The 15,281-nt window shown below is 67.3% G+C and carries 16 protein-coding genes; 3 read left to right on the top strand and 13 right to left on the bottom strand.

The window, feature by feature from the left end; genetic code table 11:
* Positions 1-35: 35 nt before the first annotated feature.
* The 9 genes from ABD678_RS08525 to ABD678_RS08485 form a co-directional block, all read right to left on the bottom strand.
* Positions 36-1,262, bottom strand: coding sequence for a hypothetical protein (locus tag ABD678_RS08525; protein WP_344755670.1), 1,227 nt, complete (start codon positions 1,260-1,262; stop codon positions 36-38).
* 266 nt (positions 1,263-1,528) lie between these two features.
* A complete protein-coding gene (gene nadD / locus ABD678_RS08520; RefSeq protein ID WP_344755668.1) occupies positions 1,529-2,131 on the bottom strand; it encodes a nicotinate-nucleotide adenylyltransferase in 603 nt (200 codons plus the stop codon).
* 11 nt (positions 2,132-2,142) lie between these two features.
* The gene (locus ABD678_RS08515; RefSeq protein WP_344755666.1) at positions 2,143-2,361 is read right to left on the bottom strand and encodes a hypothetical protein; all 219 of its coding nucleotides are present in this window, start codon (positions 2,359-2,361) and stop codon (positions 2,143-2,145) included.
* Between the two features lie 86 nt (positions 2,362-2,447).
* The gene (locus tag ABD678_RS08510; RefSeq protein ID WP_344755664.1) at positions 2,448-3,713 is read right to left on the bottom strand and encodes a glutamate-5-semialdehyde dehydrogenase; all 1,266 of its coding nucleotides are present in this window, start codon (positions 3,711-3,713) and stop codon (positions 2,448-2,450) included.
* Positions 3,710-4,507 carry a glutamate 5-kinase gene (gene proB / locus ABD678_RS08505; protein ID WP_344755662.1) on the bottom strand — a complete coding sequence of 266 codons (798 nt, stop codon included), beginning with the start codon at positions 4,505-4,507 and terminating at the stop codon, positions 3,710-3,712. Before proB ends, ABD678_RS08510 begins: the two co-directional genes overlap by 4 nt.
* Positions 4,500-6,041 carry a GTPase ObgE gene (gene obgE / locus ABD678_RS08500; protein ID WP_344755660.1) on the bottom strand — a complete coding sequence of 514 codons (1,542 nt, stop codon included), beginning with the start codon at positions 6,039-6,041 and terminating at the stop codon, positions 4,500-4,502. Before obgE ends, proB begins: the two co-directional genes overlap by 8 nt.
* 134 nt (positions 6,042-6,175) lie before the next feature.
* Positions 6,176-6,430 carry a 50S ribosomal protein L27 gene (gene rpmA, locus ABD678_RS08495; RefSeq protein ID WP_344755659.1) on the bottom strand — a complete coding sequence of 85 codons (255 nt, stop codon included), beginning with the start codon at positions 6,428-6,430 and terminating at the stop codon, positions 6,176-6,178.
* A gap of 12 nt (positions 6,431-6,442) precedes the next feature.
* Positions 6,443-6,751: a 50S ribosomal protein L21 gene (rplU, locus tag ABD678_RS08490; protein ID WP_344755658.1), complete on the bottom strand. Its 309-nt coding sequence runs from the start codon at positions 6,749-6,751 to the stop codon at positions 6,443-6,445.
* A gap of 110 nt (positions 6,752-6,861) precedes the next feature.
* Positions 6,862-7,449, bottom strand: coding sequence for a hypothetical protein (locus ABD678_RS08485; RefSeq protein ID WP_344755657.1), 588 nt, complete (start codon positions 7,447-7,449; stop codon positions 6,862-6,864).
* 18 nt (positions 7,450-7,467) lie between these two features.
* Here ABD678_RS08485 and ABD678_RS08480 point away from each other — a divergent pair, with 18 nt between their 5' ends.
* A complete protein-coding gene (locus tag ABD678_RS08480) occupies positions 7,468-7,755 on the top strand; it encodes a DUF4031 domain-containing protein (RefSeq protein ID WP_344755656.1) in 288 nt (95 codons plus the stop codon).
* Here the strand turns inward: ABD678_RS08480 and ABD678_RS08475 are convergent.
* Positions 7,739-10,282 (bottom strand): Rne/Rng family ribonuclease, encoded by a 2,544-nt coding sequence (locus tag ABD678_RS08475; RefSeq protein WP_344755655.1) that lies wholly within the window; start codon positions 10,280-10,282, stop codon positions 7,739-7,741. The genes ABD678_RS08480 and ABD678_RS08475 overlap by 17 nt on opposite strands.
* A 263-nt stretch (positions 10,283-10,545) precedes the next feature.
* Here ABD678_RS08475 and ABD678_RS08470 point away from each other — a divergent pair, with 263 nt between their 5' ends.
* Positions 10,546-11,148, top strand: a complete 603-nt coding sequence (locus tag ABD678_RS08470) for a vitamin K epoxide reductase family protein (protein ID WP_344755654.1) — start codon at positions 10,546-10,548, stop codon at positions 11,146-11,148.
* A 223-nt stretch (positions 11,149-11,371) separates the two neighbouring features.
* Positions 11,372-11,680 (top strand): GIY-YIG nuclease family protein, encoded by a 309-nt coding sequence (locus ABD678_RS08465; RefSeq protein WP_344755653.1) that lies wholly within the window; start codon positions 11,372-11,374, stop codon positions 11,678-11,680.
* A gap of 151 nt (positions 11,681-11,831) precedes the next feature.
* Here ABD678_RS08465 and ABD678_RS08460 read toward each other — a convergent pair whose 3' ends face one another.
* The 3 genes from ABD678_RS08460 to ABD678_RS08450 form a co-directional block, all read right to left on the bottom strand.
* Positions 11,832-12,740 (bottom strand): glycine betaine ABC transporter substrate-binding protein, encoded by a 909-nt coding sequence (locus ABD678_RS08460; protein WP_344755652.1) that lies wholly within the window; start codon positions 12,738-12,740, stop codon positions 11,832-11,834.
* Positions 12,741-12,823: 83 nt separating this feature from the next.
* Positions 12,824-13,753, bottom strand: a complete 930-nt coding sequence (locus ABD678_RS08455) for an ABC transporter permease (RefSeq protein ID WP_344755650.1) — start codon at positions 13,751-13,753, stop codon at positions 12,824-12,826.
* Positions 13,750-15,111: a quaternary amine ABC transporter ATP-binding protein gene (locus tag ABD678_RS08450; protein ID WP_344755648.1), complete on the bottom strand. Its 1,362-nt coding sequence runs from the start codon at positions 15,109-15,111 to the stop codon at positions 13,750-13,752. Before ABD678_RS08450 ends, ABD678_RS08455 begins: the two co-directional genes overlap by 4 nt.
* Between the last annotated feature and the right edge of the window lie 170 nt (positions 15,112-15,281).

Below are 15,281 nucleotides of genomic sequence, written 5' to 3'. Positions count from 1 at the left end.
GATCGGCCGGCCACGAGAAGGATGTTGGGCACGAATCAGAAGATCTTGAAGATCATCCCGGCGACGAACAGGACGATGACGCCGATGGCCATGACCCCCGCCGTGATCGAGAGGATCATCGGAAGGTTGTTGCCCTTCGGCCGCTTGACGTTGACGATGCCCTGCGACGAGGTGTGGGTGCTGACAGCACGGATGGCACGCACCGGCGCCGAGTCGGGGGCCGAGTCCTCACGATCGGCGGCGTCGATGACGGCGTCGATGTCGGAACGGTCGTAGCGTGCCGGATTGAACCCGTTCACGCCGAGGCTGCGCGGGAGGTCGATCGAGCCCGTCATGAGGATCTCGCCCGTACTGCTCACCGGTGCAGTGAGCGGTCCGGTCTGCGGGAACGTCGGGAGCACGAGCGCACTCGTCGTGATCGCATCGCTCGCGGCGAGATTTCGACTGTGCGTGCCGACGACTCCCGCATACTCCTCATCGATGCCCGTCTGGTTCGACCAATGGCCGACCGGGGCCGCATAGACCTCGGGCGCGGTGATGATCTCGCGAAGCGGCTCCGCGGGAACCACCGGCTCCTGGCCGACCGGAGCGGGCGGCATCGGGGGCAGAACCTCGGATGCTGGAACTGAAGGGCTCGGGATCGCCGGCTGCGGGGCCGCGGGCGCCTCCGCGAGCGGGGTCGGCCCGACGGATGGGGTCGGCTCGACGAGCGGCGCCGGCTCGATCAGCAACGTGGGCTCGACGAGCGGGACAGGTGCGACGACCGGCACAGGTGCGACGACTGGCGGCGGCGGCGCCTTCGCGAGGAAGAGCGCATCGAACTCGGCCATCGCCGCGGCCAGTTCCGCGCTCTGCGCGGGCTGTGGGGCCTTGGCCGTCGGTGCTGCGGCAATCGGGGCGACTCCGGCCTCTGGCGCAGCCGACTCCTCGGGCGCGACAGCCGGCTGACGCTCCACGACCGGAGGCATTGCGGCATTGCGCAGCTCGCGCAACTCGCGCCGGGTCAGAGTGTGCTCCTCCGGGGCGCCGGGCTGAGCGGTCCGAAGCATCGAAGGGGTCGGTGCAGCCTCTTCAGACGTGACCACCACTGGGGGTACGGCGATCGGCCCTCCGAAGGCCGTCGGTCCGACCCGATCGGGCTCCGCGGAGGTGTGGTAGCTGAGATCCTCGCTGCCGGCCGCCGGCGGAGTCCACGGCGCCGATGCCGTCGGCTGCGTCGCGGAGAACGAGTTGCCTCTGCCCTCTGGACTGAAATCGCGCACGCGATATCCGGGCGCTTCCGTGGCGCCGTACGCGGAGGCGGAAGACCTCGGACGACGCATCGGTTGGTCTGAAGCCGGAGCCGGCTGGCGCGCCTGGGTCGTGTAATCGAGAGGCTCCGCACTGGGCGACTGGGACCAGATTTGCTGGTCAGCAGGGGTTTGCTGGGATTCGATCTCACCAGTGTCGGACAGCACCGCCTGGGCGTGAGCGCGCTCGCTCTCACGAAGAGCGCGCCGACTCATCGGCTGCTGATCTTGCCAGGTTGTCACGTAGAACTCCGATACAGATGGTACTTGGAGATGTATTGCACGACCCCATCGGGAACCAGATACCATACCGGGAAACCCCGGCTGACCCGGCTGCGGCAATCCGTTGAGGAGATGGCCAGCGCAGGCACTTCTAGCAAGCTTACGTGCTCCTCCGGCAATCCGGAAACGGTCAGCGGATGTCCCGGGCGGCTCACAGCTACGAAGTGCGCGAGCGAGAAAAGCTCCTGCGCATCCTTCCAATCCAGGATCTGGGCCACCGCATCCGCCCCCGAGATGAAGAAGAGCTCGGCATCCGGACGGGCGGCGCGAAGCTCGCGGAGGGTGTCGATCGTATACGTCGGGCCGTGGCGATCGATGTCGACGCGGCTGACCGTGAAGTCGGGGTTGGATGCCGTGGCGATCACGGTCATGAGATAGCGGTGCTCGGCCTCCGACACGTCGCGCTTCTGATACGGCTGACCGGTCGGAACGAAGACGACCTCATCGAGGTCGAAGTGCTGGCGAACCTCGCTCGCTGCGACGAGGTGGCCGTTGTGGATGGGATCGAATGTGCCACCCATCACGCCGATGCGAACACGCTTCTGCGTGGGGGCGGCCATGGAGGTGAGACCTAGTGGCCCGCGTGCTGGTCTGCACCCGCATGACTCGTGCCCGCGTGGCCCGCACCGGTGTGGACGCGGTTGCTGTGACGGTTGGCGACGTCGCGGAAGCTCCAGGCCACGAACCCGAGCACGGCGAAGATGATGAACGCCGTGAGGGCGAACGCCCAGTTCGGCATGATGAGGGGGGCGGCGTGCTCTTCGGCAGCAGCGACAGCGAGCAAAAGCATTTCTTCTCCGTTCCACCGGCGTCCGCGCAACTCGCGCCGGACGCCCCGACCAATCTATCGTGTTCGGCGGTGCTCCAGGCTGGAATTCAGCCGCGCACCTGACCGGAGCCGCGCACGATCCATTTCGTGCTCGTGAGCTCACGAAGTCCCATCGGACCCCGGGCGTGCAGCTTCTGGGTCGAGATCCCCACCTCGGCGCCGAAGCCGAACTCGCCGCCGTCGGTGAATCTCGTCGACGCGTTGACCATCACGGCTGCCGAGTCGACCTCGGCGAGGAACCGCTCCGCGTTCGCGGCGTCGTTCGTCACGATCGACTCGGTGTGATGGGTCGAGTAGGTGCGGATGTGCTCGAGCGCCTCGTCGAGGCTTCCGACGACTCTCACGGCCAGGTCGAGCGAGAGGTATTCGGCCGCCCAGTCCTCCTCGGTGGCCGGCACGGCATCCGGGACCAGCGCACGCGCCTCGTCGTCCGCATGGAGCGTCACACCCTCGTTCCGCAGGGCCGAGAGCACCCCCGGCAGCAGACGGTCGGCTGCGGCCCGGTGCACGAGCAGGGTCTCGAGCGCGTTGCAGACGCTCGGCCGCTGCACCTTCGAGTTCCGCACGAGCTCGATCGCCGTCTCGAGCCCGGCCGACTCGTCGAGGAACAGGTGGACGACTCCGGCGCCGGTCTCGATCACCGGCACCTTCGACTCCTCGACCACTGCGGCGATGAGCTGGGCGCTGCCGCGCGGAATGAGCACGTCCACAAGCCCTCTCGCGCGCATGAGCTCTTTCGCGCCCTCGCGCCCGAACGCGTCGATCGACTGCACCGCGTCGGCGGGCAACCCCACCGACTCGAGCGCCGACCGGATGAGCCCGACGAGTGCGCGGTTCGAACCCAGCGCAGCACTCCCCCCGCGCAGCACAACCGTGTTGCCGCTCTTGATGGCGAGCGCCGCAAGGTCGACCGTCACATTGGGACGCGCCTCGTAGATGACGCCGACGACGCCGAACGGTACGCGCACCTCGCTGATCCGCAGCCCGTTGGGCAGGGTGGACCCGCGCACGACCTCGCCGACCGGGTCGGGCAGCACCGCGATCTCGCGCACGGCCGTCGCAAGACCCCGAATGCGGACGTCGTCGAGACGCAACCGGTCGAGCAGGCCGTTCGTGAGCCCGTTCTCCCTCCCGTTGGCGAGGTCGAGACCATTGGCCTCGATGATCCCGGACGCCCCGGCCTCGATCGCTGCGGCGACGGCCTCGAGCGCCTCGTTCCGGAGCTGCGTCGTCGCCGCTGCAAGCGCGCGTGATGCCTCGCGCGCGGCGAGGAGGGCGTCGGAGACAGACGCTGCCACAAGGGTCCCGCTCATGCCGAAATCGTACCAGCGGCGAACCAGGTGCCCAGGTGCTCTCCGGCGAGGGCATCGGCGACCCGGTCGGTCGAGGTCAGCAGCACGGGTGTTCCGGATGCCGCGGCGAGCTTCGCGGCGGACACCTTGGTGCGTGCTCCCCCGGTGCCGACGCCGGTCGAGCCGATACCGCCGAACTCGATCTGCCCCAGCTGGTCCTCGAACGCAACGTTCTCGATCTTCACCGCCCCGGCATCCTGCGGCGGCCGCGTGTAGAGCGCGTCGACATCCGAGAGCAGGAGGAGGAGGTCGGCGGCGATGAGCTGCGACACGAGCGCAGCCAGCCGGTCGTTGTCGCCGAATCGGATCTCATGCGTCGCGACCGTATCGTTCTCGTTCACGATCGGCAGGATGCGCAGGGCGAGAAGCCGTTCCATGGCACGTTGGGCGTTGCTGCGATGGGTGGGGTTCTCGAGGTCGCCCGCCGTCAGCAGCACCTGCCCGGCGACGATGCCGTAGCGGTCCAGGCTCTCCTGATAGCGGTAGATGAGCACGTTCTGCCCGACCGCGGCGGCGGCCTGCTGCGTCGCGAGGTCGCTCGGGCGATCGTCGAGCCGCAGGTAGGGCATGCCGGTCGCGATCGCACCGGAGGAGACCAGGATGACCTCTGTGCCGCGGGCGTGCGCCGCAGCGAGCGCGTCCACGAGCGTGGCGATCTGCCCGGCGTTCACACCGCTCACTGAGGATGAGCCGACCTTCACGACAACGCGGCGGGCCGAAGGCACCTGGGCGCGTGAGGTGATCGGGTCAGTCATGCTCGGTTTCGGTGTCCTTGTCTCGGTCGATGGCGAAGCCCTCGTCGTCGGTCCAGAGGCCGGCCTCGCGCTCGCGGATGAGTTCCGCACGCGCGGCGGCCTTCGCGTCCATGCGGGCGAAGTAGTCGTCGCGACGTTTGCTCCTGGTGGGACGCTCCGACGCGTCCAGGCGGGCATCTGCGCCGCGCGGACTCGTGATCAGCTCGGCTGTCGACGTGAGTGTCGGCTCCCAGTCGAAGACGACACCGTGGCCAGCGCCAATCACCACTGTAGACCCGGCGACCGCCCCCACCTTGAACAACTCGTCCTCGACGCCGAGTTTCGCGAGCCGGTCGGCGAGGAAGCCGATCGCCTCGTCGTTGGTGAAATCGGTCTGGGCGACCCAGCGCTCCGGCTTCGCGCCGATCACGTGGTAGACATTGCCCCCCGAGCCGCCCTCGACCCGGATGCGGAAACCCCCGTCGTCGACGGCCTTCGGGCGGATGACGATGCGCGGCTTCGCGGGTTCCGCCGCCGCACGGCTCGCCTCCACGAGTTCTGCGAGTGCGAAGGAGAGCGGTTTCAGTCCCTCCCGGCTCACCGTCGAGATCTCGAACACCCGGTATCCACGCGCCTCGAGGTCGGGGCGTACGAGCTCGGCGAGGTCGCGCCCCTCCGGCACGTCGATCTTGTTGAGCGCGACGAGCTGCGGGCGCTCCAGGAGCGGAAGTTGACCGTCCGGAACGGGGTAGGCGGCGAGCTCGGTCAGGATCGTGTCGAGGTCGCTCAGCGGATCGCGGCCCGGCTCGAGGGTCGCGCAGTCCAGCACGTGCAGCAAGGCGGAGCACCGCTCCACGTGGCGGAGGAACTCGAGGCCGAGGCCCTTGCCCTCGCTCGCGCCTTCGATGAGACCCGGGACATCCGCGATCGTGTACCTCGTCTCGCCCGCCTGCACGACGCCGAGGTTGGGGTGCAGCGTCGTGAACGGGTAGTCGGCGATCTTCGGCTTCGCCGCGGACATGGCGGCGACGAGGCTCGACTTGCCCGCGGACGGGAAGCCGACGAGGGCGACATCCGCGACGACCTTGAGCTCGAGGACGATGTCGCCCTCCCAGCCGGGGGTGCCGAGGAGCGCGAAGCCGGGAGCCTTGCGCCTGGTGCTCGCGAGCGCCGCGTTGCCGAGCCCGCCCTGGCCGCCGGCCGCCGCGACGAAGCGCATGCCCGGCTCGGAGAGGTCCGCGAGTTCGGAGCCGTCCGCATCCTTCACGACCGTGCCCACGGGGACCGGGAGCACGAGATCGGGGGTGCCGAACCCGCTGCGGTTGTCGCCCATCCCCGGACCCCCGTTGTCCGACTTGCGGTGCGGTGCACGGTGGTAGCCGAGGAGGGTCGTGACCTGCGGGTCGCTCACGAGCACGATGTCGCCCGCGTCGCCGCCGTTGCCGCCATCCGGGCCGGCGAGCGGCTTGAACTTCTCGCGTCGCACCGAGACGCAGCCGTCGCCGCCGTTTCCGGCGCGCAGGTGGAGGGTCACCTCGTCGACGAATGTCGCCATGGTGCCCTCCTCTCCTTCGCCCTTAACGGCAGCAAGCGGGCCGAAGCCCGCCCGCGTGTCCCGAACCGTTCCTCCCGCTCCCTGAGGAGATCGCCGCGGCGATCGTCACGAAGGGATCGGACAGAACAGTACGACTAGTTCGCCGCCACGATGTTGACGACCTTGCGGCCGCCCTTCGCACCGAACTCCACGGCGCCCGCCTCGAGGGCGAACAGCGTGTCGTCTCCGCCGCGGCCGACGTTCACGCCGGGGTGGAAGTGCGTGCCGCGCTGGCGGACGATGATCTCGCCGGCGCTCACGACCTGACCGCCGAAGCGCTTGACGCCGAGGCGCTGCGCGTTGGAGTCGCGGCCGTTGCGGGTGGAGCTTGCTCCCTTTTTGTGTGCCATGAGTGCAGCCCCTTACTTGATGCTGGTGATCTTGACGCGGGTGAGCTCGGAGCGGTGCCCCATGCGACGCTTGTACCCGGTCTTGTTCTTGTAGTTCTGGATGTTGATCTTCGGTCCGCGCAGGTCTCCGACGACCTCGGCGGTCACGGTGATCTTCGCGAGCGACTTGGCGTCGTGGGTGATCTTGTCACCGTCGACGAACAGCACGGGCACGAGCTCGATGTTGCCGTCCTTGTCCGCCTTGATGCGGTCCAGGACGACGACCGAGCCGACCTCGACCTTCTCCTGCCGACCGCCGGCGCGCACAACTGCGTAAACCACGTGGAACCCTCACTGTTGAAAGACTGTCCTGATTGAAGACGTTGGCGTAGAAAGCGGGCTCAGCCCAGCACACGCCGAAGGTCAATACTACTGGATTTCGCGGAGGTCGGTCAAACCTCGTCGATGAGGCCCGCGACCGGATGCTTCGCCGGGTGATCGCGCAGCCACACCCAGAGCAGGACGCAGGCCAGCACGGTCAACGGGATGAGGTTGATCGCGGTGGTGAGAGCGCTGTAGAGGGACTGGGCGAAAGCCCAACCCGCGTTCGACGACACGGTGGAGAACAGGCCGGATGCCCAGCCGAAGACGTATCCGGCCGACTCGTCGAAGTTCGTGAACAGCGAGCCGAGAAGCCGGACGATGAAGACGATGAGCGCACCGGCGGCGACCGCAAGGAGCGCGCGCGTGATGACGTGCGCGATGTGCAGTTCCGCGGCGACCGGTGCCAGCAACCACAGGCTCAGAAACACGCCGATCGCGAACGGCAATACGCCCAGGACGAGGTTGACGAGGCTCGCGGGGAACAGATACGGGACGTTGCCGGATCCGCTGCCCTGCATGAGCAGGATGCCCGTGCCCAATGAGGTGATGACGAGCTGCAGGACCACCTCCACCGTCACGACGATGAGTGCCGCGATGGCCGCCGCCACGACGCCCCTGCGGCCGAACAGACTGGCGAAGCCTCGCATCCGAATCACGCTCCTAGACTTTCACTCATGACGGTGCTCATCGACCAGCCTAGATGGCCGGCCCACGACACGCTCTGGGCGCATCTCGTGAGCGACACGTCACTCGAAGAGCTGCACGCTTTCGCCGAGGCAGCCGGGCTGCCGCGGCGGTCCTTCGACCTCGACCACTACGACGTCCCCGAGCACCGCTACGCCGACCTCGTCGCGGCCGGCGCCGAACCGGTCGGCAACCGCGAACTCGTCGAGCGCCTGCAGGCGAGCGGGCTGCGCGTCAGCCAGCGCGAACGGCGGGACCGGCCTACTCCTTCGGCGTGACCGTGAGGCCCGCGGATGATGCCCGTCGCGAGGTGCGCGCCCGACCGGTTCCCGGCTGGGCCGGCTCCGGGAGGGCGTCGAGCACGGAGTCGAGCAGCTGCTCGGCATCCTTGCTGCTGATCCTGCGGGCGGGACGCGACGACTTCTTGACCGGGATGTCCAGGATCGCGACGGTCTCCTCCTCGTCAGACGGAGACGCCGGCTCGGCCGGGACTTCCGGCGCGGCGGGAGCCGGAGGGTCGGCAGGGGGTTCCGGTGCAGCGGGAGGCACGGGCGCTCCAAGAGGAACGGGCGCCTCGAGAGGCCCCGGCTCCGTGGCAGGCGCATCCGCCTCTGCCGCGGACGGAACCTGATCGGCGAGCTCGACGGCGGGTGCGATCGTGCTGGCCGCGATCTTGGCCAGCGCGTTCTTGACGTCCTCGGTGATGGCGTGGGTGCCACCACCGTTGCCGTTGCCACCGCTGTTCTTCTGGCTCGCCTGCTGTCCACCACGGCCGCGGCCGCGCTTGGGCTCCGGCTGAGGTGACTGGCGGTGCTTGGTGACCGGATCGTGGTGCACGATGATGCCCCGACCGGCACAGACCTCGCACGGCTCGCTGAACGACTCGAGCAGGCCGAGGCCCAGCTTCTTACGGGTCATCTGCACGAGGCCGAGGGAGGTGACCTCGGCCACCTGGTGCTTGGTGCGGTCACGGCTCAGGCACTCGACGAGTCGGCGCAGCACGAGGTCGCGGTTCGACTCGAGCACCATGTCGATGAAGTCGACGACGATGATGCCGCCGATGTCGCGCAGGCGCAGCTGGCGAACGATCTCCTCCGCCGCCTCGAGGTTGTTCTTGGTGACCGTCTCCTCGAGGTTGCCACCGGAGCCGACGAACTTGCCGGTGTTGACGTCCACGACCGTCATCGCCTCGGTGCGGTCGATCACGAGCGAACCGCCCGACGGCAGCCACACCTTGCGGTCGAGGGCCTTCTCGATCTGCTCGGAGATGCGGAACTCGTCGAAGGAATCCACCGTTCCCTCGTACTTCGCGACGCGGTCGGCGAGGTCGGGCGCGACGGCGCTCAGGTAGCCCTGGATCGTCGTCATGGCGTCGTCGCCGTCGACCACGAGCTTCTGGAAGTCCTCGTTGAAGACATCCCGAACGATCTTCACGAGCAGATCGGGCTCGCTGTGGAGGAGCGCCGGCGCCTGCACCTTCTCGACTGCGTTGCTGATCTCCGCCCACTGCGAGGTGAGACGGTTGACATCGAGCGTGAGCTGCTCATCCGTCGCGCCCTCGGCGGCCGTGCGCACGATGACGCCGACGTTCTCCGGGAGCACCTCTTTGAGGATCTTCTTGAGTCGGGCGCGCTCGGTGTCCGGCAGCTTGCGGGAGATCCCGTTCATCGAGCCATTCGGCACGTAGACGAGGTAGCGCCCCGGGAGAGAGACCTGGCTGGTCAGGCGAGCGCCCTTGTGGCCGACCGGATCCTTCGTGACCTGCACGAGCACCTTGTCGCCCGGCTTGAGCGCGAGCTCGATGCGGCGGGCCTGTTGCTTGCCCTCCGCGGAATTCTCCGCGGCGGCATCCCAGTCGACCTCGCCCGAGTAGAGCACGGCATTGCGCCCGCGACCGATGTCCACGAACGCGGCCTCCATGCTGGGGAGCACGTTCTGCACGCGGCCCAGATAGACGTTGCCGATGAGCGAGGCGTCCTGCGCCTTCGCGACGTAGTGCTCGACGAGCACGCCGTCCTCGAGGACGCCGATCTGGATGCGGTCGTGCTTCGAGCGCACGACCATCGCCCGGTCGACGCTCTCGCGGCGGGCGAGGAACTCGGCCTCGGTGATGACCGGGCGGCGGCGGCCTGCGTCGCGTCCGTCACGCCGGCGCTGCTTCTTCGCCTCGAGCCTCGTCGAACCCTTGACGCGCTGAGGCTCGTTGCTCGGCGCCGGCTGCTGGCGGGGCTGCCGGACCTTGACGACCGTGTTCGGCTGGCCGGCATCCGCATCGCCCTCTTCGCCGGAGCGGCGGCGCGTGCGTCGACGCACGGTCCCCGACTCCTCGCCGTCGGAGCCGGAACGGTTGCCCTGGCGCTCCGCGATCGGGGGGAGGTCGGGCGCCTGGAAGAGCGGGGCGAGTGCTGAGGCCGGGGCTGCCGGTGCCTTCCGCTTGGGAGCGGACTCCTTCCGGGCAGGGGCCTTCGTGGCGGCATCCTCCTGAGTCGAGTCCTTCCGAGTCGGGGCCTTCCGGGCCTTCGCGCCGGGTTTCGATTCGGATCCGGCGGCATCCACGGCCGTCGAGACGGCCTTCTCCGCCGCTGCGGTCGCCGCGGACTTCGGAGGCGAGGCCTTCTTCGCCGGCGCCCTGCGCACAGGTGCCTTCGCCGCCGTCGTATCGGGTTCCGTCACCGGTGAGGCCGGGGCGGCATCCGGCGGAGCTGCTGTCGACTGGGCTGCAGTCGATTGGGCCGCATCGGCCTTCGCACGGCGTCCGCCGAAGATCCGGGTTCTCTTCTTGTCGTTTTCGTTTGTCTCCACCATCGCTGGTGCACTCCTAGCCCGCCGCGGGAAGCCGCGCCACCCCTGCGGGAATCACTCTCATGCCGCCATTCGCCACCGGCGAACCGCCGCTAATCCTTTGCGTTATCACGCTTTCTGATGCAAACCGCCGAACGGTTCGCAAGTGCCCGGTTCACAGACCGGGAAGCTTTGCCAGGCCGATCCGAGCGCGGCTCGGAGGGCTGAGGCCATTATCGCACGCCTCGCCGCCAATCCCGATTTCGCCGCGTGCAATAATCGCCAGAGTGAGCCAGACTTCGCCGGCAGCACGGCCCTTCATCCTCCCCATCTTCCTCATCATCGCCGGAGCGATCGGCTTCTGGGCCTCCTGGGAGCTCACGATCGCGAAGATACAGACGCTCGTGAATCCCGACACGAACCTGAGCTGCGACTTCAGCGTGCTCGTGCAGTGCGGCGAGAACCTCGAGTCCTGGCAGGGCTCCGTCTTCGGTTTCCCGAACCCGCTGCTCGGCCTCGGCGGCTTCGTCGCGCCCATCGCGGTCGGGGCCGCCATGCTCGCGGGAGCGCGGTTCGCGCGCTGGTTCTGGATGCTGTTCAACCTCGGCATCGCCGGCGCACTCGGGTTCGTGTGCTGGCTCATCTACCAGAGCATCTTCCACCTGGGGACGCTCTGCCCGTGGTGCATGGTGGTGTGGAGCGTCACGATCCCGCTGTTCTGGGCGGTGACCTTCTACAACCTCTCGGTCGGGAACATCCCGGTCGGCGAGCGGGCGCGCCGCTTCTTCACCACCGCCTATGGCTGGGTGCCGCTTCTGACCCTCGTGAGCTATCTCGTCGTGGCGGCCATCGCACAGGTGCGCCTCGACCTCATCGACAACCTGTTCTGACCGTTGCTCCTCGTTGAGTAGCCCGCGGAGCGGGCGTATCGAAGCCACAGCACCAATGACCTCGGTTTCGATACGCGCTCCGCGCTACTCAACCAGCGGGGTCACCGCGTCAACCGGCGGGGTCGCCATTACTCGCTGGTTGAGTAGCGACCGAAGGTCGCGTATCGAAACCAAGCTGTGCACAACTTCCCCGCAATATCCCTCAAACGTGCAGCCTTGACGCATGCCCCACGTCTACATCCTTCGCTGCTCGGACGATAGCTACTACGTCGGCAGCACCGTCGACCTTGAGCAGCGCATTCAACAACATTCGATGGGGCTCGGCGCAGAGTACACGAAGCGACGACTCCCCGTCATCCTCGTTTTCGCCTACGAGTACGAGCGGGTTGCGGATGCCTTCACAATGGAGAAGCGGATCCAGGGCTGGTCGCGACGCAAGCGGGAAGCGCTCATCGAGGGACGGTACAACGATCTGCCAGCGCTCAGCCGGAAGGACTTCTCGAGGAGGCGGGGTTCTTCGACGGTTGAGTAGCCCGCGGAGCGGGCGTATCGAAGCCACAGCACCAATGACCTCGGTTTCGATACGCGCTCCGCGCTACTCAACCAGCGAGGTAACGGTCCGGGGACAGGGAACACGAAACGGGCGGCCCCGCGAGGGACCGCCCGATTCACTGGGATCGGTCCTAGTCGGTGAGACCGTCGATGTAGTCCTGGTTGTCAGCCATCCAGGTCGCCACGATCGGCGCATAGTCGTCCGGGGCCTGGTCGACGTTGTACATCACGTTCTCCAGCGAGTACAGCAGGTCGGAGCTGAGCGTGAAGTCCTTGATCCACTCCGTCAACTGCGGGTAGTCGTCCTCGAAGCCGACACGGGCGATCGAGTGAATCGACTCCGAGGCTCCAAGCGTGCCCTCAGGGTCCTTGAGGTCCTTGATGTCGAACTCGTTGTAGGCCCAGTGCGGACGCCACAGCGTCACAGCGATGTTCTCTCCCGCGTCCAGCGCTGCCGAGAGCTCAGCGAGCATCGCGGGCGTCGACGAGGTGATGAACTCCATGTCCTCGAGACCGTAGGTCGGGATGACGTTGTCCTGCACTGCCCCGGTGAGACCAGCGCCCGGCTCAATACCCACGATGCGATTGTCGAACTCGTCGGCGTGGTCGGCCAGCTCAGTGAGCGAGTCGATCGGAGCATCCGCGTTCACGGCCACCGTGAGGACAGCGTCCTCGTTCCAGGAGCCCAGGTCGACAAGCTTGTCGCCGTAGTCCTCCATGTACTTGGCGTGTGTCGTCGGCAGCCAGCCGTCGAACGCGACGTCGTAGTCACCGGTGCTCAGCCCGGCGAACACGGGACCTGCGTCGGCGTACTCGAGGGTGACGTTGTAGCCCTTGTCCTCAAGAATGAGCTTCCAGATAAAGGAAGCCGCCTCGCCCTCGGGCCAACCGTTGAACACACCGATCGTCAGGTCCATCTTGTCGGTGGTCTGCTCCTGGCCCTCGTTGCCGGTGCCGGGATCGGTGTCGGCTGCGCAGGCACCAAGGCCCAACGTGGCGACCGCGCCAATGGCCAGTGCGGCCAGTATTCGCTTCTTCATGTGTTTGTCTCTTCCTTTCGGCCCCTGCTGTGCGGGGGTGATTGGCGGTGTTGCACCACACCGGGCGGAACGGCCGATGCCGTCTACCTGGCGGGCACCGTGTCGGTCAACGTGTCGTCGACCGAGTTCGGATCGGCTGGCTCCTCGCCAGACGAATTCTTCTGTTCGGCCTGGCCGAACCTTCTCTTGCGAGCCGTTCCCAGGGTCGCCGTAAGCCGGTCCAGGATGATCGCGAGAATGACAACGGCCAGTCCCGCCTCAGAGCCGAGACCGACATCGATACGACTGAGCGCCTGGATGATGTCCTTGCCGAGCCCTGGAGCACCGACCATGCTCGCGATGACGACCATCGAGAGCGAGAGCATGATGACCTGGTTGACGCCCGCCATGATGCTCGGTCGCGCCAGGGGAAGCTGGATCTGCCGCAGGATGCGCCCGGGCGCTGCACCGAAGGCGTGACCCGCCTCGACGACCTCCTTGTCGACGCCGCGGATGCCCAACTCGGTGAGCCGCACCCCCGGCGCCAAGGCGAACGCGACTGTCGCGACGATCCCTGGGACGACGCCGATCCGGAAGAGCAACAGGGCGGGGATGAGGTAGACGAACGCCGGCATGGTCTGCAGGAAGTCGAGGACCGGTCTCACGATCGTCGACACGGTGTCCGAGCGGGCTGCCCAGATGCCGAGCGGGACGCTGATGATCACGGCCATGAAGGCCGCAACAAGTGTGAGCGCAAGGGTGTCCATCGCGTTGTCCCACTGGTTGATGAACTGAATGAGCAGGAGACCCACCACAACGCCGGCCCCGAACCTCCAGTTCTTGGCGTAGACCGCGAGCGCGGCGATGAGGATGATGATGACCCAGAACGGCGGCGTCGACACCACCCAGTCGACCCCGTCGTAGAACCCCTTGAAGACGGTTCTAAGGAAGGTGAAGATGAAGGCGAGGTTGTCGGTGACGAAGTCGACGAAGGCTTCGACCCCATCGCCGAGCGGAATCCGGAGGTCGATCATCCTGTCGCCCCTTTCGCCGAGGCGACCCGGTCGTCAGGGGCGGCTCCGTCTGGATCGGCGCCGTCTGAATCCGCATCGCCCCGCTGCGCGGACTCAAGGAGCGTCTCGGTGATGATGTTCATCGGAATCGTCGCGGGTGGCTCGACGGAGTTCGGCTCGCCGTTGCTCGTGTCGATGTTGCCGAGCGCCGCCAGGAGCGTCACTCGGGGAATGACTCCGAGCAGCCGACGCTTGTCGTCGGTGACGGCGATGGGAAGATCGCTCTCGACGGCGACCTCGTAGAGGTCCGCGAGGGCGATATCGGCGGCGACCGAGGCCACCTCGGTGTCGATCGCGGGCTCGAGTTCTGCCGTATTGGTCTTGACGAGCTGCATGACGTCGCGGTCGCGGACCGCCCCGATGAGGGTTCTGCCGCGCCCGACGACGAACGCAGCCGAAGTCTGCAGGTCCCGCATCTCGCGCAACGCAGCCCGCGGTCCGGCGGTGTGGGAGACCACTGAGCGGGCAGGCTCCATCGCGCTCGCGGCCGTGAGCACCCGCGCACGGTCGACATCCTGCACGAACTGGGCGACGTAGTCGTTGGCCGGGTCGGTGAGGATGTCCTCCGGGGTCCCGACCTGAACGATGCGACCGTCGCGCATCACCGCGATCCGGTCGCCGAGGAACATGGCCTCATTGAGGTCGTGCGTGATGAAGATGATGGTCTTGCCGAGGTCTGCGTGCAGCTCCACGAGCTGTTCCTGCATCTCCCGTCGAATGAGGGGGTCGAGAGCCGAGAACGCCTCGTCCATGAGCAGGATGTCGGTTTCCGCCGCGAGCGCCCTCGCCAGGCCGACGCGTTGCTTCATCCCGCCGGAGAGCTGTTCCGGGAGCTTGTCGCCCCAGCCACCGAGCCCGACGATGTCGATGACGCGCCGGGCACGCTCCTCGCGCTCCGGCCTCGGGACGCCCTGGACCTCGAGCGCATAGGCGGCATTGTCGAGGACCGTACGGTGGGGCAGGAGCGCGAAGTGCTGGAACACCATCGAGATGGTGCGACGCCGGACTTCGCGAAGCTCGCGAGCCGGAATCCCCGAGATGTCGGTGCCATCGACGGTGACGACGCCGGATGTCGGCTCGAGCAGTCCATTCAGCATCCGGATGAGCGTTGACTTGCCGGATCCGCTGAGCCCCATCACCACGAAGATCTCGCCGGCCTTGACCTCGAAGCTCGCGTCGATGACGGCGGCGGTGCCGTAGCTCCCGACCTCCTCACGACTCGACCCTGCCTCGAGGGCGCGCACGGCCTCCTGGGGCCGGCGGCCGAACACCTTGTAGAGCTTGTGCGCTCGGACAGCGACGGTCTCGGGTTCTGCCACGGTTTCCTCCGCGCCCACGCAGAAACTCAGCGGTGCGGGCGGCTTCGGTCACGTCCGGGTTTGCATCGACCGCCCCGTCAAGACCGCCGACATGCCAGTGAATTCCGGTGCGGCGACCGATCGGGCCGAAGCGATCACGGGATCGACTTCATCGCGCCAACCATACGATC

Source organism: Leifsonella bigeumensis (genome assembly GCF_039537265.1).
Lineage (GTDB): Bacteria > Actinomycetota > Actinomycetes > Actinomycetales > Microbacteriaceae > Terrimesophilobacter > Terrimesophilobacter bigeumensis.
Note: the sequence above shows the minus strand (reverse complement) of the source record. Positions and strands in the feature narration are given on the sequence as shown.